Below are 23,394 nucleotides of genomic sequence, written 5' to 3' on the forward strand. Positions count from 1 at the left end.
TTTTGTAGTTAATTTGTACCTCAGCGGAGGCAGTTTTGAATAAAAATATGAAAATCCTAGTTGTTGATGATTTTTCAACCATGAGGCGTATCATTAAGAATTTGTTAAAAGACCTCGGCTTTACTAGCATTCAAGAGGCCGACGACGGCAATACGGCTTTGCCGATGCTCCTGCAAGGAGACTTCGATTTTGTTGTAACAGATTGGAATATGCCAGGTATGCAAGGTATTGATCTTTTACGTGCTATTCGTGCCAATGATAATTTAAAGCACTTACCTGTTTTAATGGTAACGGCGGAAGCAAAAAAAGAGCAAATTGTCGCCGCGGCGCAAGCAGGCGTGAATGGTTACGTAGTTAAACCTTTCACAGCAGCGACATTACAAGAAAAGCTTGAAAAGATTTTTCAACGTCTAGGTTAACAGCGATATTTCTCAATGGGGTAACGTTGGATGACAACGACAGAAAGAGACTTAGTTTCGCTGGATGAAGCGAAGCTGCTAGTACGGTATCTAGAGAAAGGTGATCGCGAGCAAGCGAATGCGCTTGTCGATACAATCACGATGAGGGAGTCAACTGAGCTTTTTTCTGAAGTAGGAAAATTGACCCGCCAGTTACACGACTCACTTAACAACTTCCAAGTAGACGAGCGGATTGCGAATTTAATGCAAGATGAGATCCCAGACGCTCGAGCACGACTGATATACGTTATAGAAGAGACAGAAAAAGCAGCGAACACTACCATGGACGCTGTTGAAGCAAGCATGCCTCTGGCTGAAGGTTTGAATCAGCGGATCACTAGTATTATGCCCGAATGGCAAAAATTAATGGGACGTCAAATTGAATTAGGTGAGTTTAAACACTTGTGTCATAAACTCGATAAATTACTATCCGATGTAGCCATTGATGCTGATGTATTAAATTCGTTGCTTACTGAAATATTGATGGCTCAGGGCTATCAGGATATAACTGGGCAGGTAATTCGTCGCGTTATTGAATTGGTTGAAGAAGTTGAAGATAGCTTAGTGTCGATGCTAACTGCATTTGGTGATGTTGGAGAATTGACGCTCGTTGAAGATAATCCTCAAACTTCTAAGAAAAAGACCGATATAGTAAAGGCCGAAGGGCCAATTATCGATGCAGATACTCGCGACGACGTGGTTAGTGGACAAGACGACGTCGATGATTTGCTGTCAAGTCTAGGGTTTTAGGGGAGCCGACGAATGTCGTTTGAGTTTGACGAGGAAATAATGCAAGATTTTCTGGTGGAAGCCGGAGAAATACTTGAACAACTCCAAGAACAACTTGTTGATCTAGAAAATAGGCCTGAAGATACTGAGTTACTGAACGCAATATTTCGGGGTTATCACACGGTCAAGGGTGGTGCGGGGTTTCTAGCATTAACAGAGCTCGTTAATATTTGCCATGGTGCGGAAAACGTTTTTGATGCGATGCGCAACGGTCAGCGCACACTAACGCCAGAACTAATGGACGTTATTCTTCAAGCAACCGATGTTGTGGTTGATATGTTCGAAAAGGTGAAGCTAAGAGAACCACTCGAAGCAGCACCAGCCCAACTTATCGCCGTGCTGCATAAGTTAAGCAAGCCAGAGACAAGCGACGAAAACATTTTCTCACCGGATCTCTTGTCAACCGCCATAGAGGGAGCGACCGGCGCAGCCATTGACGAGGGTGAAGAACTCATTACAGAAGATAACAAGTCTGGCGGCGTTGATGAGATTTCAGAAGACGAATTCGAAGCTTTGTTAGATGAATTACATGGTGGCGGCAAGGTAACTAAAGTCTCAGCACCGCCTCCTACCGCATCTGACATTGATGACATTAGCGACGATGAATTTGAAGCATTGCTAGATGACTTGCATGGAAAAGGCCAATTTAAAGTTGAAGAACGCACGGTAGACCCAAGTGCAGCAACAACGATGGGCAGTAATTCAGACGAAATTACCGATGATGAGTTTGAAGCCTTACTTGATCAATTGCACGGTGAAGGTAAATCGCCGATTGAAGCCGCGGATAATAAACCCGCTGTGAAATTAGCAGACACACCTGCGGTTGAAAAACCAGTTACGGCTGCAAAAGCGGAACAAAAATCAATTGCCAAAGCATCTTCTAATCTGCAGCCAGCAGCTAAAACAGCTGTTCCACAGGTCGTGAAAAAAGATGAAAAAAGATCAAGTGCATCTCCGCAAGCTGAAACAACGGTTCGCGTAGATACTAAAAGACTTGATCAAATTATGAACATGGTTGGTGAACTCGTGCTAGTACGTAACCGTTTATTGAGCTTAGGCATAAGTAATCCTGATGAGAGTATGTCAAAAGCAATCGCTAATTTAGACGTGGTAACTGGCGATTTGCAAGGTGCGGTAATGAAAACCCGCATGCAACCAATTAAGAAAGTGTTTGGCCGTTTTCCTCGTGTTGTTCGCGATTTAGCCAGAACACTCAAGAAAGAAATTACACTTGAATTAGTCGGCGAAGAAACAGATTTAGATAAAAACCTGGTGGAAGCGCTTGCTGATCCGTTGGTGCATTTGGTCAGAAACTCGGTTGACCATGGTATTGAAATGCCAGAAGAGCGTGAAGCTCAAGGTAAGCCTAGAATGGGTATCGTGAAATTATCAGCTTCGCAAGAAGGTGATCATATTCTGCTCACCATCGACGATGATGGTAAAGGAATGGATCCTGAAAAGTTGAAAGAAATTGCGATTAGTCGAGGTGTTTTGGATGCTGATTCAGCAGCTAGAATGTCAGATGTTGAAGCCTTCAATTTAATCTTTGCGCCGGGTTTTTCTACCAAAGTTGAAATTAGTGAAGTATCTGGTCGTGGCGTTGGTATGGATGTGGTCAAAACCAAAATAAACCAACTTAACGGTTCGGTGAGCATTACTTCCGAGCTTGGTAAAGGCACTAGATTAGCAATTAAAGTGCCCTTAACGCTGGCTATATTGCCGACATTAATGATCATTGTAGGTGCACAAACATTTGCGCTGCCGCTGGGTTCGGTTAGTGAAATCATTAATATGGATATCAGTAAAACGCATAAAGTTGATGGTCAACTAACCATGATTGTCAGGTCTAAAGCTATTCCGTTATTCTATCTTGGTGATTGGTTAAACCGTATTCCGGTAGATGTTGATCGCTCAAAAGGTCACGTTGTTGTGATGCAAATAAGCACTCAGCAGGTCGGGTTCGTGGTTGACTCACTCATAGGCCAAGAAGAAGTTGTGATTAAGCCATTGGATGCTTTATTGAAAGGTACACCAGGCATGGCCGGAGCGACGATTACCTCTGACGGTGGTATAGCATTAATATTAGACGTTCCAAGTCTACTGAAAAGGTACGTTTAGATTAACATTCTGATAAACTAAACGTAGATTTCAAATCAGCAAAAAGGGCTTTACAAAAACGATGCTATACCGAGTGTTGATTGTTGATGATTCGACGTTTTATAGAAAGCGTTTAACATCTGTTTTAGAAAAAGACCCAAGCATACAAGTTATTGGTCACGCTGTTAACGGTTTAGAAGCGGTTCAAAAAGCCATTGAATTAAAACCGGATGTCATCATGATGGATGTTGAGATGCCGATTATGGGCGGTATTGAAGCGGTTGGCAAAATTATGCGGGCTTCGCCTACTGCTATCCTTATGTTTTCTTCGTTGACGCAAGCGGGGGCCCAAGAAACATTTGATGCCTTGGAAGCAGGTGCGATCGACTTTATTCCCAAAAAATTTGATGATATAAGTACTGAACGACCTGAAGCTATTTTGTTTATTCAACGCCGCGTGAAAGCACTTGCTCGTGGCCGCTCAGTGACACTAAATGCGCATACAAAAGCTGACGTTTCTCCTTCTTCTGCTGCGATAGGAAGCTCGCAGGCAAGTACTGATTTGCCGTTACAACAGCGAATATCAGCAAAACTTGAAACTTCATTGACGCCGCTGCCAGCCTCTGGAAAACGCTATAAATTGTTGTTTATTGGTGCAAGCACTGGTGGTCCAGTTGCTCTGCAAAAAATAATTAGTGACCTGCCCAGCGACTTTCCTTATCCTGTTATTTTGGTCCAGCATATGCCAGGCACATTTACATCGGCTTTTGCACAACGCCTTGATAAGCATTCTCAAATGAGAGTGAAGCTGGCTCAGGACAACGATAGGCTTGAAAAAGGGACCGTATATTTAGCTGAAGGCGGAAAACAAATGCAGGTTGTCGGTGTCGGTGCATTTGCTAAAATAAATATTATCGATACGCCAAAAAATAGCACGATCGTTTACCATCCTAGTATCGATTTCACAATGGCGTCGTTAGTGTCTGCATTTTCTGGTGATATATTGAGTGTGATATTAACCGGAATGGGAGCTGAAGGAGCCCTTGGTGGACAGCTGTTGAAAGCCAAAGGGGCAACAATTTGGGCGCAAGATGAAAAATCCTGCGTGGTCTATGGTATGCCCAAAGCGGTCGCTGAATCGGGAATTTGTGATAGAGTAATCCCATTAGATAATATTGCACAGCACATCATTACTGAAATGAGCGTGTGAACGAATAAAGCATACATGAGTTTGTAGCAAATTGAATATTTGGACAGTCGCAAATCAGAAAGGAGGCGTGGGTAAAACTACCACAGCCGTAACACTTGGTGGGCTTTTAGCTCAGCAGGGAGAGCGTGTTTTGCTTGTTGATACCGACCCGCATGCCAGTCTTAGTTATTATTTTGGTATTGATTCAGAAACCCTTGATATCAGTATTTATGATGTTTTTGCGCAACCAGAAAAATATACGGGACAGGCCTTGCTTGACTCGCTCTGTCTCACAAAAGTGAAGGGCCTTGTGGTGTTACCGGCAACGATGGCATTGGCCACGCTTGACCGTAAAATGGGCATGGAAAGTGGTAAAGGCTTGATATTAAAAAAGGCACTTGCCTCTATTCAGCGTCAATTTGATTACGTGATAATTGATTGCCCACCCATATTGGGTGTATCCATGGTCAACGCGCTAGCATGCAGCAGCAGGATAATAGTGCCGGTGCAAACGGAGCATTTAGCACTGAAAGGGTTGGACAGAATGATGCGCACTCTCAAAATAATGCGCAAAACGATGCCAAATAGTATTCCTATTAGTATTATTGCGACCATGTTTGATAAACGAGTAAATGCCACAATTCGGGCCTATACAAGACTTACCGAGGATTATCCTGAACAACTGTGGCGCGGATTTATTCCTGTCGACACCAAGTTCAGAGACGCTAGCGTAGCGCAAGTTCCAGCGTCTCTTTTTGCACCAAAATGCAGAGGTGTTTTTGCATACCAGAAGTTTTTAAAGGATATAGCGAGTGAAGGATAAGAATGAATTTGCCAGAGAAAGCGTCGTAGAAGACTATTTGACTGATTTGCTCACCGAACCACGTGCTGAATCAACTTTTGATAAAGCCATGACCCAAAGGATGCTAGATAACGCGATTGCAGAACCGCCTTTTAATGATTTTTTGACCCCACCGCTTGAGCCACAGCCCACTCATTTGGATGCGCAACCGCAGATAATTCAACAAGAAAATAAAGAAATTCAAATTCAGGTCGAAACAGAGACAAGTCGTTTGGAAGTTTTAGCGCCAATCAGCTTACAAGATTCGCTCGACGACCGTTTTCAGGCGCTGTTTTTTAAAGTGGGTGGATTAACGTTGGCAGTTCCACTTATTGAGTTGGGTGGAATACATGAAATAACCAAAATAGCGCCCATAATAGGAAAGCCGGAGTGGTTCATGGGTGTTATGTTAAAGAATGAAGACAGCTTTAACGTCATAGATTCAGCGCGTTGGGTAATGCCAGAGAAATATGATGATGAAATGGCGGAGAATCTACATTATCGATTTTTAATTAACTTGGGTAAAACGCCTTGGGGCCTTACTTGCGAAAAGTTGATCAATACCGTTGAACTGAATAAATCGGATGTAAAATGGCGGAATAATTCAAATAAGCGCCCATGGTTAGCAGGCATGGTTAAAGACAGAATGTGTGCTTTAATTAATGTTGCGGAGCTTGTTGTAATGTTAAAAGCAGGTCTTAACAGCAAGTGACAGTTAACAAATAGCAAATTATGTTGTGTGACGGAGTAAAGTAAATGAGCCAAGATAGAACAAGGGTTACTGCGAGCGACCCAAATGACGAGGTGTTGCAATGGGTGACTTATCGCTTAGATGAGGAAACTTATGGGATCAATGTTATGCAAGTTCAGGAAGTCTTGCGCTACACAGAAATAGCGCCGGTCCCAGGAGCACCAGAATATGTACTTGGCATTATCAACTTACGTGGTAACGTTGTAACTGTCATTGATACTAGGTCGCGCTTTGGTTTGCCACCAACCGATATTACGGATAATTCGCGTATTGTTATCATTGAGTCTGACGAGCAAGTGGTCGGCATTTTAGTCGACAGCGTTGCCGAAGTTGTGTATCTGCGTTCATCCGAAATTGAGAGTGCTCCCAACGTAGGTACCGAAGAAAGTGCCAAATTTATTCAAGGCGTTAGTAATAGAAGCGGCGAATTACTTATTTTAGTCGACCTCAATAAATTATTAAGCGACGATGAGTGGGATGAAATGAGCAGTCTATAGCGACTTTTTATTGGCCGGGTCATACGTTGCAATCCGAATTTAATGAAAAAAATACCGTGCCCTGTCACGGTATTTTTGTATTTATTCGTGTGAATGCGTTACATTTAAATATACTCATAAAAAAATAATAAGTAAGTGTATCAATGCAAGAAATTTCCGTTACAAATATGCTGCTTCTGTGTATTTCCTTTCTTGGCTTAGGCCTCGCCATTATTGCCATTCAGTCGAATAGAAAGCTTAGTCTGCGACTTAATAAAGCTCTGGAACTAGTTAATACCCTGCATAAATTCAACGAAACTCATCAAGCTAAATTCAACATGCTCGAGCAAAATCATCAGACATTGCATGAAAAATACAAACAAACATTAACCTCAGAGCTGGAAGATATGCTGTGTAGCTTGAAAACGAGTACGTCCAAAGCGCACGCTTCTGAAATAGAGATGATCAAAGTAGATGTTGATAAGCTAATGGCCAAAATCGATGAGCTGTCACAACAAGACCCGGCTGCTAAAATGTACGCAAAGGCGCACAGCCTAGTGGCATCCGGTGCCACGATAGATGAAATTATGGACGCTTGTGACTTACCCCAAGCCGAGGTTGAAGTACTGATTGGATTTCAGAAAAAGGCACGCAAATAAAAGAATAGCACCTATCTACGCTGCTGCCTGACCTTGATGTGTTGCCTAGTTTCTGATGTTATGCGGCTTTATGATGCAGCCTACCGGGCAATGATACTTTGTGATAGGCCCTTTGATGTGCAAGTGCTGGAGGTTAAGTGCTGGAGGTTAAGTGCTGGAGGTTAAGTGCTGGAGGTTAAGTGCTGGAGGTTAAGTGCTGGAGGTTAAGTGCTCGAAGGTATAAGCTTTCATGATTTGGTAGATCAAGCTGCGGTTACTAGTGCGCTGAGACACAAAAACCAAGTTTACTTAATTTAGACGTCTAGACGTAAATATATTGACTTTTTGCTTGATATAGCCACAATGATACCTTTATTGAAAGAGAGACATGCATTTGCAATTCGTATGTATTTAAAGATAGGTGGTATTCATGCCCATTAAAATTCCTTCCGACCTGCCAGCATTAGATGTGTTGTTACAAGAAAATATTTTTGCCATGGACAGTAATCGAGCAGCTAGCCAACATATTCGTCCGCTAGAAGTTGGGATATTGAATTTAATGCCAAATAAAATCGAAACTGAAATTCAGATTTTGAGATTATTGTCCAATACACCCATTCAAATTAACGTCGACTTAATTCGCTTTGATGAAACCACACCAAAAAATACATCTAAGTCACATATGGACGCGTTCTACCACGAGTTTAGTGAAGTGTCCCATAAAAACTATGATGGCTGGATTGTGACTGGCGCACCTTTAGGTATGTTGGAATATGAAGACGTTAAATACTGGGACAAAATGACCGAATTGTTAGATTGGGCAGAAGGAAACGTGCAATCAACTATTTTTCTTTGCTGGGCGGCGCATGCCGCAATGTATCATTTTTATGGTGTTCAACGTCAGTTACGAACAAACAAGTTATCCGGGGTATTCGAACACGATGTTGTGCATCCGAATGACGAACTAATGCGTGGTTTTGACCCTCGCTTTTGGGCGCCTCACAGTCGCGTTGGTGAAATTCTTAAACAGGATTATGACGAGGTGCCGGGATTAAGTATATTGGCTCAATCAGCCGAAGCAGGGACCTATATCAGTGCAACAGATGACCGCCGCCTGGTTTTTATTACAGGCCATCCAGAGTATGACTCCAATACATTGGCGCAAGAATATGAGCGTGACCTTGAAGCAGGCCTTGAACCTGTTGTTCCTGAAAATTATTTTATTGACAATGACCCGGGTAAAGAGCCTATTGTGCGCTGGAAGTCGCACGGAAATTTACTCCTGACTAATTGGCTTAATTATTACGTGTATCAAAATACGCCATATGATTTAAGCACACTAAGACGACGTGAATGCTAGATTTATTTGACATCGCTTAAGCAACATACAGTGCAAAATTGCAAAATAAAAGAGAGACACAGTGAGCAAGACCTCCAATAGCCTAAATCGCTTAACTAGCATAGCAAAGCAACGCATATTGATACTAGATGGTGCGATGGGAACCATGATCCAACAGCAGCAATTGGATGAAGCTGATTATCGGGGCGAACAATATAAAAATTGGCATTGCGATGTGAAAGGCAATAATGATCTATTAGCCATTACTCAACCTGATATTATTAAGAATATTCATCGTCAATATCTCGCGGCAGGTGCTGATATCATTGAGACCAATACATTTAATGCGACCACCATTTCGATGTCGGATTACGACATGCAAGACGAAGCGCGTCAAATTAACTTAAGCGCAGCCAAATTAGCGCGTGAAGCGGCTGACGAATTTAGCGTTAAAACGCCAGATAAACCGCGTTTTGTTGCCGGCGTTATTGGCCCAACTAGTCGTACAGCGTCTATTTCACCGGATGTTAATGATCCCGGTAAGCGCAATGTACACTTCGATGAGCTTGTTGAAGCATACAAAGAATCAACACATGCGCTTATTGAAGGCAAAGTAGATTTACTATTAATCGAGACGATTTTTGATACCTTAAATGCGAAAGCCGCTGTTTATGCAGTAGAAGAGGTGTTTGAAGAATCCGGCATCACCTTACCAGTGATGATTTCAGGCACAATTACTGACGCATCAGGGCGTACATTGTCAGGCCAGACGTCGGAAGCTTTTTATTATTCAATGCGCCATGTTAACCCATTCTCGGTTGGTTTAAATTGCGCGCTAGGGCCTGACCTATTGCGTCAGTACGTAGCTGAAATTTCGCGCATTGCGCAGTGCAATGTCTCCGCTCATCCGAATGCCGGTTTACCTAATGAGTTTGGTGAATATGACATGGAAGCTGAAGAACTTTCTGAGCACTTAAAAGAATGGGCCGAATCAGGCTTAGTCAATATTTTAGGTGGTTGCTGCGGCAGCACGCCTGAACATATTCGACAAGTTGCCCAGGCCGTTTCTGGGATATCTCCTCGTCAATTACCTGACATTGAAATTAAAATGCGTTTATCGGGCTTAGAGCCCTTCGTTCATTAGGATTTTTTGTGACTACTGATTTTTCTAGATTTATTAATGTAGGTGAGCGAACCAACGTAACAGGCTCAGCTATGTTCAAGCGCTTGATTTTGGAAGATGATTTCGAAACAGCCCTCGACGTTGCGCGTCATCAGGTCGCCAATGGTGCGCAAATTATCGATATCAACATGGATGAAGCCATGTTGGACTCCGAAGCTGCAATGGTACGTTTTCTTAATCTAATTGCATCTGAACCAGATATTTCTCGTGTTCCAATTATGATTGACTCATCTAAATGGTCAATTATTGAAGCGGGGTTAAAATGCGTTCAAGGCAAAGCGATCGTTAACTCAATTAGCTTAAAAGAGGGCGAAGCACTCTTTTTAGCGCAAGCGAAAAAAATTAAACGTTACGGTGCTGCAGCGGTTGTTATGGCATTTGATGAGAGCGGTCAAGCCGATACGCAAGTACGCAAGTTCGAGATATGTAAACGCAGCTATAAACTGTTAATTGAAAACCTCGATTTTCCGCCTGAAGACATTATTTTTGATCCCAATATATTTGCCGTTGCCACCGGTATTGAGGAGCATAATAATTATGCGGTGGACTTCATTGAGGCAACACGTCAAATTCGTGAACATTTGCCGCATTGTCATGTGTCAGGTGGTTTATCTAACATATCGTTCTCATTTCGTGGGAACAATCCTGTGCGTGAAGCCATGCACAGCGTATTTCTGTATTATGCAATTCGCGCCGGCATGGACATGGGAATTGTCAATGCGGGCCAATTAGAAGTTTACGATCAGATCCCCGCCGAGCTAAGAGATGCAGTCGAAGATGTCATACTCAACCGTTATCCTGGCGCCACTGATAAATTACTGGAACTAGCTCCTAAATATCAAGGCGATGGTAAAGCGGCTGCAAAAGAAGATTTAACGTGGCGCGAGTGGCCGGTTAGCAAACGCTTAGAACATGCATTAGTCAAAGGCATAACCGATTACATCATTGCTGACACCGAAGAAGCTCGCCTCGCCGCTGAGCGTCCACTGCACGTCATAGAAGGTCCGTTAATGGATGGAATGAATGTGGTTGGTGATTTATTTGGTGAAGGTAAAATGTTTTTACCGCAAGTGGTGAAGTCCGCGCGTGTGATGAAAAAAGCGGTGGCCCACTTACAGCCTTACATTGAAGCCGAAAAGTCTGGTGTGCGCAGTTCAAACGGCAAAATCATAATGGCAACAGTGAAAGGCGACGTACATGATATTGGCAAAAATATCGTGGGTGTTGTATTGCAATGCAATAATTTTGAAGTCATTGACTTAGGTGTAATGGTACCGGCAGCCAAAATTTTGCAGGTGGCTAAAGACGAAAATGCTGACATGATTGGATTATCAGGACTAATAACGCCATCGCTAGATGAAATGGTGCAAGTTGCCAAAGAAATGCAGCGCCTAAAAATGAATTTGCCTTTATTAATTGGCGGCGCGACAACGTCAAAAGCGCATACAGCAGTAAAAATAGAACAGAATTACGATCATCCGGTTATTTATGTTGCCAACGCAAGTCGCGCTGTTGGTGTATGTCAGAAGCTAATTTCACTGGAACATCGTGTCACTTATGCTGCCGAAATTTCCGCAGAATATGAAAAGGTCCGCATCGCGCATGCGAAGAAAACGCCACGCACCAAAGCGATTCATTTTAGCGATGCAAAAACCAATAAATTTAGCTGTGACTGGTCAAATTATGCGCCGGTTAAACCTAATTTTCTGGGCGTTAAAACCGTTGAAGTGGACTTAAATATGCTAAGAAAGTATATCGATTGGACGCCCTTTTTCTTGACCTGGTCGCTTGCTGGTAAATACCCTCGCATTCTCAATGATGAGGTTGTTGGGGATGAAGCAAAGAGTGTTTTTAAAGACGCAAATGACATGCTTGATAGTCTTTGCGCCAGCAAAAAGCTCAAAGCGAAAGGCCGCGTGGGTATTTTTCCTGCTAATTCTCAAGGTGAAGATGTCTTGGTTTTTAGTCCAGATGCGCATGGTGATGACAATGCGCATAACAATAATATGCAGAATTTAACTGGGTCCCATATAGGAGTTGCGCATCATTTACGTCAACAAACACATAAGCCAAAAGGTCCAAATTACTGCCTAAGTGATTTTGTTATGCCTTTATCGCAACGTCGTACCGATTACATGGGCGCTTTTGCTGTCACCGCTGGCATCGGTGAGGAGCAGATAGCTAAAGCGTACGAAGATGACGGCGATGACTACAACGCTATCATGAGTAAAGCGATTGCAGACAGACTGGCGGAAGCCTTTGCTGAATACCTGCATGAGCAGGTGCGGACAGATTTGTGGGGCTACAGCAAAGATGAACAGTTGGATAACGAGGCCCTGATCGGTGAAAAGTATCAAGGTATTCGTCCTGCTCCGGGCTACTCCGCTTGTCCGGAACACACTGAAAAGCAACTGATTTGGGACTTGTTGGATGTTGAAGCCAGTATCGGTATGCAGTTAACATCTAATTACGCTATGTGGCCTGGCGCATCGGTGTCAGGCTGGTATTTTGCACATCCAGAGTCGCGTTTTTTTGCGGTTGCAAAAATTCAACAAGATCAGCTTAAAGATTATGCTCAGCGTAAAGGTTGGTCAACAGCAGAAGCTGAAAAGTGGTTAACGCCGAATTTGAACGACTAAGCTTTGTTGCCTTGAATAAGGTGGGAATATACAGTTACTTTTGTGCTGATGAGTTTTGTATTAGGGAGTTTTGAGCATACTATTTGTATTAGGTCGTTTGAAAAAACCACTATTGACGAGACTGTTTGCTATTTAATAGGATAAAAGATGCAACCGAAACCGTTTAGTCAAGCTTGTGAAAACAATAAGAAGCCGATCCTACAACAGCTTAAGAAAGCATTTTCTAAGGTGCATAGTGTGCTTGAAGTTGGCTCAGGTACAGGCCAACACGCGGCGTACTTTGCAGCTAAGTTACCGCACGTGCAATGGCAATGTTCGGATGTTGAAGAATACCACGATGGCATTAATCAGTGGATTGATGAGTTTCCAAGCGAGAATCTGAATCGACCATTGGTTCTAAAACTAGCGAGAGACGAGTGGCTTAGTCATTGTACCGTGTCGAATGAGCCGTTTGATGGCATATATACTGCGAATACGGCTCATATAATGCTCGAGCAGGAGATTAAATTATTAATGCAATCAGTTGCTGCCAACTTACCTAAAAATGGCGTATTTTGCCAATACGGGCCTTTTATTATGGATGGTCAGTTTAGCAGTCAAAGCAATCAAGAATTCCATGAAAAACTAATTTCCAGTGGATATGGCGGTTATCGTGATATTGAAGAGCTAGCTTGCTGGGCCCCGCAACTTGTATTGAACGCGAAAATTGATATGCCGGCTAATAATATGATGTTGGTATGGCGATCTAAATAAGCGTAATTAAATATAAAACAGTATGAATGATGCATCCGTTGTGAACGTTATTTCGCTTATTAAGATGTTGCGCTAGTTACTACAAATGCTGAAACGAAAAAAAGCCCCACATAAAAATGTAGGGCTTTTTTATCCTCAATTTGAGAGACTTGCGCTCACAAATTGCAATGGCTAATAAAAACTAATTTTTAGTTAGCGGCCGCAATGTCGTTATTATTAAAGCACCGGTTATCAAACCAATCAATCAACTCACCATAAAATTGCATTTTGTGCTCATAATATAATGTATTAGAGAAATGGTCTGCACCTTCAAGTTCAGTATATTTAAAGTCGGTTGTATACTCTTTCAAAGCGTCAACAAATGTTCTACTGTGCTTAATTGGAACTCGTTGGTCAATGTCTCCATGTACAATATATATAGGAATATTTACATCTTTAACATGATCGATTGGGTCAATTCCTTGAACCGTTGGTGCTTGGAATATTCGCAGGTAACGACTGTTATTGATACTAGACAACACTCTGTCTAAATCGCCAACGCCCGCCCCAGCTACAGCGCACTTATAAATATTATTTTTGCGCAAAGATGCAACAAAAGCGGCATAACCACCGTAGCTCCAACCAAACATACCTAGTCTGTCTTCATCGGCCAAGCCTTTTTTGACTAACCACATTGCAGCATCGTCAAGGTCGTCTTGCATTTTTTTACCCCATTCTCCATCACCCGCTTTCCAAAGTTCAAGACCAAAGCCTTGTGAACCTCTGAATTGGGGCTGAATAACTAAGTAACCATTGTTTGCAAGCATTTGTGACCAAGGGTCAAATATATTGACGTCCCTAGACCAAGGCCCGCCATGAGGGTTAACGATAGTAGGGAAAGGACCTTTGCCCTGCGGAATAGTAACGTACGCAGGAATGACCAAGCCATCTCTGGCTTTGTATTTAACATACATCACTTTAGCTAACTTGCTTTTATCAATAAGAGGCGCAGTATCGCCAATTAAACTCAGGTCTTTTTTATTAATTAATAAATAATAAGTACCCGGATTGCTGTCGCTCTGAGTGTATATTACCATTGCATTATCATCTTCTGAACGACTGGATAAGCGAACAAATTGTCCTGGGAATTGGTCTTCAATGGCTTGATACAGGCTTGCTTCGTTAACCGCAGCTTCTGTATTGCTTAAGAAAAAGCGAATTGGATGCTTTGCTGTATAGGAATAACCCAAAAGCTCGCCGCGATTTGCTAATTTTTGGCTTAAAATTAGACCGTCGGTGTCAACTGATTCTAAACCAAATAATCTTTCCGAGAATTTTTTGGTTTCAATATTATAGCTGTATATACCAGCAGTATTGCGATCCAGTGTTGCACTTACCATAACTTCATTCGGGTTTTCTACAGATAGGCCAAGAAAATCAAATACTTCTCTATTTTCTGGTTTGTTTTGATGTATCAACTCCCATTCGTCTGAACCTTTTGCTCTAACATATAAATTAATAGAAGATGCTGAAATATCGTAACCAGTGCCGGCTCTCACATCGCCATCAAAATCGGTAAGGAATCCGCCACTTACCTTTTCGTTTCCACGATAAATAGTGCGCGTTGAACCCGTATTTATATTATATTTTATAACGTCTGTTTTACGATCATCATTAATGTCATAACTTAGTAGTATATGTTCAGGATCTGCAATCAATGTTGAGATAACAGTATAGTTAGTAAAATTCTCTTTTGCGAAAGGAACTAGCCATTTACCGGTACCATCGGCATTAACAATTGCCCTTTTAGTTGCCCAGTAATTTTCGTTCCCATCTTGAATGTTTTGACGAAAGCTGACCATAATTTTTTTATTGTTTAGCCAAAAAAAACTAGTTAGCTCCATTTTATCAGCAGCAAAAGTGACCGGTTGCGTGGTCATATTGTTAGTTGGCCTAACTTCCAATATGTAGTCGCCCCGTTTGCTAGTGGCTTTCATGTAACCAATGCTTTTACCGTTATTACTTAACCTTACAGACTTGATTGCAGCCTCAATCGCAAATGCTTCAATTGGCATTTTTATCGATGCTGGCTCTACTTTAGTAACGTTGTCTTCGGCTACTGCATTTTGCAAAATCAGCATCGAAACAACGCTGAACAAGCCTATTTTAAAAAAGTGTCTCTTTAACATTATCTTTCTCACTTGTAAAAAAAAAGACCCTCGGACTAAAGCCCAGAGAGTCCTTCATATTAAGTAACGCTGCTAATTAAAACGAGTAACTAACCGTTCCAAATACAGTTCGACCAAACAAGTCATAGCCAACACCCAACGGAATGTTTCGGGTAGAGAATACACCTGCGTCATCAACTTTTGGTGGAGCTTCGTTAAAGACATTTGTAACACCTACAGTGACAGCCCAGTTGTCTTGGCTATAGTTGATTGAAGCGCTGTGCGTGTAGTAGCTAGCAGTGTAATACACAGGACGACATAAAACGTCTAAACCATCGCACGGAGCATAAGTGTCAAAATCGTCTGGCTCATCTACTTCACCTTTACCTATGTAACGAGTGGACCAGTTAAATCTAAAATCACTATACGCTATTCTTAAACGGGCACCTCCTCTCCACTCAGGATAAGTAGGCTCACCGAAGTTGTCATCAAAGTCACCCAATATATCCTGCTCTGCAGATTTGAGTTTGGTAGCCTGCACATCTAAAGACACGCTTAGTTCGTTGTCACCAACAATGAAATCTTGTTCATAGTAGATATTGAAATCCGTACCTTGAGAACCTTCAAGACCGATGTTGATGAATGAAGCATCAATAGACTGCAGCCGATTAGTCGTTGCATCACGATTAATACTGCCGCAGAACGCACTTGAACCATCAGGACGGTCAATGTTGTCGTAACAATTAGCAACAATGAAACCACCACTTGGCTCAGCGACACTGTCAGTGATACGAATGTCATACCAAGTTGCAGATACTGTTAGGTCAAATGCGTCAGTAAACGGTTGTTCAAATATGAAACCATAGGTTTCAGATACTGACCGCTCAGCGGCTAGTGATTCAGAACCACCTGTGCTTACTTCTGTAGATGTTCCCGCTTCAAAACGGTCTTGCGTGGCAGTTTGAAGGCCAAGAGACGTGGGGTCAATACCGTTAGCGGAGCAAGCAGTAAGAATACGTTGTGCACGTTGGTCTTCTGCTGCATCGTAAGTTTCGCTTGAGTTAATATCTAGTGGATCAGAAATTCTCGCTGAGTTAGGGACAACACAAGGATCCGATAGCGTTGAAAAACCAGACGTACCGTTTAAGAAACGTTCACGTAGGTTCGGAGCACGGTAAGACGTACCACGAGTCCCTCGAATTGTGAACCATTCTGTTGGACGATAGATAGCTTTTAAGCTAAACGTCGTCTCCGGATCATAAAAAGTCTCGTCAGTCCAACGACCAGATGCCGTTACAGTTAGTTCTTCAGCCCATTTTTCGCCTCGTAACAACGGTGCTTCAGTTTCAAAGAACACTTCTTTCAGGTTTCTAGAACCATCAGCACCTTCATCGGAGAAGTAACCCCATAACAAGCCTTCGGCAGCTACTGGGTTGGCATCTGTAATGATTTCGTCTTTACGGAACTCAGCACCAAGTACTAAAGGCACTATCTGATTATTCCAAGGCAACGTAAACGCATCACCCGTAATATAACCAGTTAACATTGTCTGCTTAACTTCAGTTGAAATTTCACGGCTATCGAACAGGTATGCACCTTCAGCAGCAGTCAATGTACCGCCGCCTTCTTGATAGATGTTAGATGAGAATAAATTTACTGGTACGCAACCATCTGAACCGGTGCCACAAGTAATAGAATTATCAGCGTTACGGACAGAAGTATCCAAAGAATTCAATAAATTCGCTTCATTAATACCGATGATGCTGTTATCGCCCTTAGAAGCGCTATAAATAGCAGATACCTCATATGTCCAGTTGCCTTCACCGACGTCTGCCAGTATACCGAGGTTACCTTGCACACCACCCACTAGACGATATTGAGAAACATCAACAACGTTGGTGTCTCTATCCCCTCTGATACTGACAATTGGGCGTACTTCTTGAGAACCGTATGGGAAGCCGACGCCAGCGCGGCAATCTATGCCGTTTTCAATGTCTGTACCACATGGGTTGAATGGATTTTCAGCACCAACGAACTCAAATAACTGACCGCCTGGGCTAAATACGTTTGTATCACGCTGAGCATAAAGTGCCTCATAAAAGATACGCGTGTCATTATCATCTTGCAGTAAATAGTCACCGTGTGCATACAGGCTCAAACGTTTGAGCGGGCTAACCCAATCTCTTGAATTAACATAGTCAGAACGCTCTAACGAATAGAACGGGTCTTGGAAATTAAAATCTAAGAACCCATCACCGTTACCGTCCCAAATGGCATTATCTATGATGCCGTCACCATTAGTGTCAACTTCAGTAACGAAACCTGGGAAGAATGCTGCGTTTCCTAGGCCGCTTGTTGAATCACTCCAATTTGGAATGCCGATATTCGTAGAACCTTCAGTACGGTAAACACTGCCGAAGAAAGGAATACTCATACGGTTTGAGAGCGGAAAGATGTCACAGGCATCAGGGGGCGTCGTATTTGGACCAATGCCACGGTAATCAGTGTAAATGTTACCATCATCGCCTTCATAGACAAATTCTGTACACTCATTAACGTACTCACTTTCGGCGAAAGTTTGTGAGCGACGCTCATTATACTCAGCAGCAATGTTAAATGAATAGTTGTCACCTGACATGCCGTACATTGCTGACAAGATAGTCTGTTCACCACCTTCGTTTGGTGCGGCTACTGTTGCTTGAAAGTCAAAACCTTCTACGTTTGAACGTAATATTATGTTTGAAACACCCGCGATAGCATCAGAGCCATAAACCGCAGAAGCACCGTCAAATAAGTTTTCAATGCGGTCGATGAGGACCGATGGAATTAGGTTCAAATCTGGAGAGGTGGGTGCACCACCCACACCAGCAGGAGCAACTCGGCGTCCATTGACTAGCACCAAGGTACGAGCAGCACCAAGACCACGGAAACCGACCGTCGCGGCACCCGGACCATTATCTAGCACAAAGCCAGAAAACGTGTTGTCGATTTGTTGGCCTGCACTTTGTGAAGCTGATTGCAGCATTTCGCTTGTATCAAACATTCCCAGTTCGCGTGAAATGTCACCACTAATAATTTGAATTGGGGAGGCGTTTGAAAACTCTTCACGCTTTATACGCGAGCCAGTAATGGCAATACGTTCTACCACTTCCTTTACTTCTTCTTCTTCTTCTTCAAGAAGACTATCAGTTTCCTGTGCGTACAAATTTGGGGCTGCTAAGCATCCTAGAGCGACTAAAACCGCTATAGATACCTTGTGCAACTTAGTATCGTTACTTTGATTCATGTTGATTCCCTGTTACCGCTTTATAGCGATTAATATTATTGTTTTAACCCAAAAGATATTTTTTGGTTTAAATGTGCAACTTTTGTAATTTCCATGTGTCCTATGCAATGCATGACAGCAGTTTCTCTTATAATTTGGGAAGCTTTTGTCATTGCCAAAAACAGACATGTAAAAGAGTCGCTTTATTTACACGGCCTAATCTAATCAATGTGGTATGAACAGTCAAACTTCTGCATTCCACATTATTGTGCGTTTTTTAATCGAAATTGTGTATTTTTTTTAGAATATAGTTATGAAAATAAAAATAGCTAATAAAAACAAAAAGATAAAAAGTGAATCAATGGTCCAAATTCTTTACAGAAACTTTAAAAAAAATATTTTTTTTTAGAAAAATGCAAGCCAGCTTATTGATCGGCCTGCACTTTGTTGTTTTTATAAATCCTCATGTTAATGCTAATTTATGTTACTCAGCTGATTTTTTGTTTTAAAAATCTAAATTATTGTCACTTGCAGCTCAGCACAACATTACCAAATCCGCACACGATCCTGTGGTGTAAGATACAGAGCGTCACCCGGTTGCACATCAAACGCTTTGTACCATGCATCGTGATTTCGTGGTGCTTGCGCTCTATACTTGCCGGGAGCATGAGTACCTGCGCGAAGTTGATTGAGCATACTTTGTTCTGTGCGCTTTTCTCGCCAAACTTGGGCCCATGCTAAAAAGAAACGTTGATCACCAGTTAAACCCTCAATAACGGGCGCTTGTTTTCCATTTAAAGATAATTGATAAGCGTGGTAAGCCATCGCTAGCCCACCTACATCTCCAATATTCTCACCTAAGCTATTACGACCATCCACAAAGTTACCAGCGATAGGTTCATATTCACTGTACTGAGCGGCAAGTTTGTCAGCTTTAGCATCAAATGCAGCACGGTCTTTCTCAGTCCACCAATTACGTTGAATTCCATTAGCATCAGATTTTGAACCTTGATCATCAAAACCATGTCCCATTTCATGTCCAATAACGGCCCCTATAGCACCGTAGTTAACTGCATCGTCAGCATTTGGATCAAAGAAAGGGGCTTGCAAAATGGCCGCAGGAAATACAATTTCATTGAATGAACTATTGTAATACGCATTAACTTGTTGCGGTGCCATGCCCCAGCGATCACGATCTGTTTTTAGTTGTTCTCGCTGAACACTTTGGGCCTGGAAAAATTGACGTAAATTTTGCACATTACCAACAACGTCATCATCACTAATTGAAACGCCTACAAAAGATTGCCACTCATCTGGGTAGCCAATTTTGGGACGAAAAGCCATTAGCTTCTCTTTCGCATTTACTTTGGTTTCGCCGCCCATCCAATCAATATTATCAATACGTTCACCAAGCGCTGTACGCAGGTTCTCAACCAAGGTTGCCATCTTTTCTTTGGAGCTTTCAGGAAAATATTTGTCTACATAAACTTTCCCAATAGCAAAACCTAATGACTGTGTTGCTGACATTTCAGCAATTGCGCGTTTCCAACGCGGTCTTGGTTCTTTTTGGCCATTCAGCACGGTTCCATAAAAACCAAAGTTGGTCAGGTATACTTCATCAGATAGCATGCCTGCGTTGTTACTAATGGCATGATAACGCAAGTAGTCCTGCCAAACTGATAGGGGCTGACTGTTAACCAGTTTGATTATTTCCTTTAGGGGGTCTGGTTGGGTAATGTTTAGCTCTGGAATAATATAACCTGAAGAGGCAAAGTAGGTATCCCAATCAAAGCCGGGATAGTCCTTTAGCAAATCACTGCGAGCAATTTGGTTAAGCGTAAGGTCACGGTTTCTGCGTTTTGCACGGGGCCACTGTGCCTTTGCAATTTTTGTTTCTAAGGCAATGATTTGATCTGCCTTGGTTGCCGCATCGTCACCTCCTATAAAAGAAAGGGTCTGAATGATGTTCTCTTTATAAGCGGCTAAAATATCGTTAAAACGCGGCGTATCTGTCAAATAGTAGCTGCGGTCAGGCAGACCAAGACCGCCCGTGCCAACCGACATCTGATATGCGTTCGGGTCTAGACGGTTAACACCAAGCCCGGCGTTTACTGGACTGTTTACCCCTGATAGCCATGCATTTCCAAAAACCGAGGTTAAATCGATAACCGAATCGATGTCGTCGATTTGATCCAATACTGTTTGGATTGGCTGTAATCCTTTGGCATTTATTGTATCAATGTCCATGTAAGCTGTGTAAAAATTAGCAATGAGGTGTTCTTCAAACGACAAGTCTTTTGCTTTGCTAATGTCATCAATAATTTGCTTAACACGTTCTTCATTGCGATCAGCTAAGACAGAAAAAGCACCATAACGTGTTTTATCCGATGGCATTTCAAAATTGTCATACCAAGTGCCACTGGCATACATGAAAAAATCATCACCGGGCTTAATCGTTACATTACGCGCTGCTAATTCAAGCCCAAAGATCCCCAACTCAGGTTCGCCGGTTGATTGCGCCAATTCGGTTTGAACATTTTGCGTTTTTTGTTCAAAGGTTGAATGGCAGGCCCCAAGGATAAAACTGCTGGCGATAGCCATGGTTAAAATCGATGTTTTCATGAATTCCCTTTTGTCGTTTATTTCTACTTTGAATTTTTTCGTCAAATTGTTTCTTTTCAAATCAATAAACTATTGATTTATTGTGCGCAAACTTCTGAATGATGATGGCGGCTCTTTTCCGTCATTAAATCGTTACCTTTTGCGTCAAATGGACCTACTTTGTTGCTAAGCAGGTCTGATTAGAAGGTGTAAGTCGATTTTCAGGCCTGTTTAAAGGGGAGGACGCTTTCACTTTGTTGTTTATATTGTTGAATACCTATTCTTTCGCGTTGCAAAAAGTCGCGCACAGCGGTTTGAAAATCGGGTTGCTGCAAGTAATGGTTTGAATAGCAAAAGGTGGGTTCAAAGCCCCTAAGTATTTTATGCTCGCCTTGTGTACCCGGATTAAATTGGCGCAGTTGCTTTTCTATCGCAAAGTCTATTCCCTGATAATAACAACATTCAAAATGCAAGCCTGACACTTCCTGCAAAGCTCCCCAATAACGACCGAATAATTGCTGGTCATTATAGAAAAATAGTGCGCTGGCAATACATTTCTCTGCATGATAAGCCATTACAATCATTATATTGTCTTGCATGTGGCTTTGGAGATAATCAAAAAATTCACCCGTTAAATAGCCGTTGTGTCCACTTCGTTTCAAATAGGTTTGTTGGTAACACAAATAAAAGTCATCCAACACTTCCTTAGTCAGCATGTCTCCAGTCAACCTTTTGATAATAATAGTGTCAGTCTCTGATATTGTCACTGCTGCCGTTCTTTCTTTGCGAATAGAGCGGCGCTTTCTTGAAGTCATTTGCTGCATAAAATCATCGAAAGTATTGTATCCTCTATTATGCCAAACGAACTGCACGCTGAGGCGCTGCAATAACTTGTCCGCAGCAAACTGTTTGCTTTGGTATTCTGGCAAAAATAAATAATGAAAGGATGAAGCGCGTGCTTGTTCCAATATATTGTCGGTACTTGCGAGAATGAATGCCGTTATTTGTTCAAATGAATAGTCACACTTGTTGTTAATAAGTAGGCGACTGCCAGTAACCGGTGTAAATGGAATGCAAGCAACGAGTTTAGGATAATAAGGGATTTGATGATGTTGATATGCGTTAGCCCAAGCGTGATCAAAAATATATTCACCGTAGGAGTGGGTTTTTAAGTAACAGGGAATGAAGCCAATGAGTGTTTTGATTGAATCACTGGCTTCAATAACATCTTGTTTTCCAACGTCGCCTTCGATACCCTTTTGACTTTTTTCAGAATGCTCATAAATGCCAATATGATAACTGTGCCAGCCTGTTTCGCCATTGACACACTCAGCTTTTTCTAATCCTTTAAGGAAAACATAGCTTAGAAAGGGCGTTGAATATGCTTCATCATGATCGGTCAGTTGATGCCATTGTTGTTGGGTTATATCATCTACACTAAGAATAGGTTGCCAGCTTAACGCCATATTAGAAATTTACTTATTAGGAAGTATACTAGTCACTATGTCAGATAACGATGCAAAGATCATTAGACACAAATTAACTCGACTGTTGTCTCGTCGCGAGCATAGTCAAACAGAACTGCGTAAAAAGTTATCCGATTTGGACGTTGACATGAGCATAGTCGACGACACGATTGCAAAATTCGCTAAAAAAGATATTCAAAGTGACATTCGTTATGCTGAGGCAGTTGTGCGCACGGCTTACCGAAAGGGCAAGGGACCGGTATTTATTGAACGCACATTGTATAATCATGATATTGATTTGCAACAGGTGAGAATACTTGTTAGTGACGTGAGTTTTGATTGGTTTGAATCCTCAAAAGCAGTCAGAGTGAAACGATTTGGTGACCCATTACCAGCTGATTGGACGGATAAACAAAAGCAAATGCGTTTTTTGCAATACCGTGGTTTTACACAAGAACAAATTAAATACGCATTTGAGTGAAAGTTTGCGCAAATAGGGCGCTTAAGAGACTTAACAAACTTACCGTTAACATGATATCTTCTGAGTTTGTATAAACAGTATTTTTTGTTTTGGTTTTTAACACGCGTCGCAGCACCAAGGTAAAACATGATTTATGGCTAACACTGCTCGTTAAAACTGCGCTTTGTAAAAGAAAGCGGGTTAATAGCAACGTTTTGTAAAAATAAATCTACCAAATGGTGAAAGCACGCGAAATCAATATAAAAGCTACTTCAACATCTTTCCCACATAGAACGATTTAG

General features: G+C 42.0%; 17 protein-coding genes. 13 read left to right on the plus strand and 4 right to left on the minus strand.

Features of this window, described 5'->3' with window-relative positions:
- Window positions 1–35 precede the first annotated feature (35 nt).
- The 12 genes from cheY (at window position 36) to CXF81_RS16495 (ending at window position 13,153) form a co-directional block, all read left to right on the plus strand.
- On the plus strand, window positions 36–419 hold the full coding sequence (gene cheY / locus CXF81_RS16440) for a chemotaxis response regulator CheY (RefSeq protein ID WP_006008416.1): 384 nt from the start codon (window positions 36–38) through the stop codon (window positions 417–419).
- Window positions 420–449: 30 nt separating this feature from the next.
- Window positions 450–1,208: a protein phosphatase CheZ gene (locus CXF81_RS16445; protein ID WP_101182424.1), complete on the plus strand. Its 759-nt coding sequence runs from the start codon at window positions 450–452 to the stop codon at window positions 1,206–1,208.
- A 12-nt stretch (window positions 1,209–1,220) separates the two neighbouring features.
- The gene (locus CXF81_RS16450) at window positions 1,221–3,365 is read left to right on the plus strand and encodes a chemotaxis protein CheA (protein WP_101182425.1); all 2,145 of its coding nucleotides are present in this window, start codon (window positions 1,221–1,223) and stop codon (window positions 3,363–3,365) included.
- A 61-nt stretch (window positions 3,366–3,426) separates the two neighbouring features.
- Window positions 3,427–4,554, plus strand: a complete 1,128-nt coding sequence (locus CXF81_RS16455) for a chemotaxis response regulator protein-glutamate methylesterase (RefSeq protein ID WP_101182426.1) — start codon at window positions 3,427–3,429, stop codon at window positions 4,552–4,554.
- A gap of 31 nt (window positions 4,555–4,585) precedes the next feature.
- The gene (locus CXF81_RS16460; protein ID WP_101182427.1) at window positions 4,586–5,356 is read left to right on the plus strand and encodes a ParA family protein; all 771 of its coding nucleotides are present in this window, start codon (window positions 4,586–4,588) and stop codon (window positions 5,354–5,356) included.
- The gene (locus CXF81_RS16465; RefSeq protein WP_101182428.1) at window positions 5,346–6,086 is read left to right on the plus strand and encodes a chemotaxis protein CheW; all 741 of its coding nucleotides are present in this window, start codon (window positions 5,346–5,348) and stop codon (window positions 6,084–6,086) included. Before CXF81_RS16460 ends, CXF81_RS16465 begins: the two co-directional genes overlap by 11 nt.
- 44 nt (window positions 6,087–6,130) lie before the next feature.
- Window positions 6,131–6,622: a chemotaxis protein CheW gene (locus CXF81_RS16470; protein ID WP_101182429.1), complete on the plus strand. Its 492-nt coding sequence runs from the start codon at window positions 6,131–6,133 to the stop codon at window positions 6,620–6,622.
- Between the two features lie 143 nt (window positions 6,623–6,765).
- Complete coding sequence (locus CXF81_RS16475) at window positions 6,766–7,260, plus strand: DUF2802 domain-containing protein (protein ID WP_101182430.1); 495 nt, start codon at window positions 6,766–6,768, stop codon at window positions 7,258–7,260.
- Window positions 7,261–7,669: 409 nt separating this feature from the next.
- On the plus strand, window positions 7,670–8,599 hold the full coding sequence (gene metA / locus CXF81_RS16480; protein ID WP_101182431.1) for a homoserine O-succinyltransferase: 930 nt from the start codon (window positions 7,670–7,672) through the stop codon (window positions 8,597–8,599).
- Between the two features lie 61 nt (window positions 8,600–8,660).
- On the plus strand, window positions 8,661–9,722 hold the full coding sequence (locus CXF81_RS16485) for a homocysteine S-methyltransferase family protein (RefSeq protein WP_101182432.1): 1,062 nt from the start codon (window positions 8,661–8,663) through the stop codon (window positions 9,720–9,722).
- 8 nt (window positions 9,723–9,730) lie between these two features.
- A complete protein-coding gene (metH, locus tag CXF81_RS16490) occupies window positions 9,731–12,400 on the plus strand; it encodes a methionine synthase (protein WP_101182433.1) in 2,670 nt (889 codons plus the stop codon).
- Window positions 12,401–12,547: 147 nt separating this feature from the next.
- Window positions 12,548–13,153 carry a DUF938 domain-containing protein gene (locus CXF81_RS16495; RefSeq protein WP_101182434.1) on the plus strand — a complete coding sequence of 202 codons (606 nt, stop codon included), beginning with the start codon at window positions 12,548–12,550 and terminating at the stop codon, window positions 13,151–13,153.
- Between the two features lie 188 nt (window positions 13,154–13,341).
- Here CXF81_RS16495 and CXF81_RS16500 read toward each other — a convergent pair whose 3' ends face one another.
- The 4 genes from CXF81_RS16500 to CXF81_RS16515 form a co-directional block, all read right to left on the minus strand.
- Window positions 13,342–15,321, minus strand: a complete 1,980-nt coding sequence (locus CXF81_RS16500) for a S9 family peptidase (protein ID WP_101182435.1) — start codon at window positions 15,319–15,321, stop codon at window positions 13,342–13,344.
- 76 nt (window positions 15,322–15,397) lie between these two features.
- Window positions 15,398–18,586, minus strand: a complete 3,189-nt coding sequence (locus CXF81_RS16505) for a TonB-dependent receptor domain-containing protein (protein WP_101182436.1) — start codon at window positions 18,584–18,586, stop codon at window positions 15,398–15,400.
- A 525-nt stretch (window positions 18,587–19,111) separates the two neighbouring features.
- Complete coding sequence (locus tag CXF81_RS16510; RefSeq protein WP_101182437.1) at window positions 19,112–21,187, minus strand: M13 family metallopeptidase; 2,076 nt, start codon at window positions 21,185–21,187, stop codon at window positions 19,112–19,114.
- 200 nt (window positions 21,188–21,387) lie between these two features.
- Window positions 21,388–22,632, minus strand: coding sequence for a GNAT family N-acetyltransferase (locus CXF81_RS16515; protein WP_101182438.1), 1,245 nt, complete (start codon window positions 22,630–22,632; stop codon window positions 21,388–21,390).
- Window positions 22,633–22,669: 37 nt separating this feature from the next.
- On the opposite strand from CXF81_RS16515, the gene CXF81_RS16520 reads away from it, so the two are divergent.
- On the plus strand, window positions 22,670–23,113 hold the full coding sequence (locus CXF81_RS16520) for a regulatory protein RecX (RefSeq protein WP_101182439.1): 444 nt from the start codon (window positions 22,670–22,672) through the stop codon (window positions 23,111–23,113).
- Window positions 23,114–23,394: the final 281 nt, after the last annotated feature.

This window comes from Glaciecola sp. 33A (genome assembly GCF_002836745.1).
GTDB lineage: Bacteria > Pseudomonadota > Gammaproteobacteria > Enterobacterales > Alteromonadaceae > Glaciecola.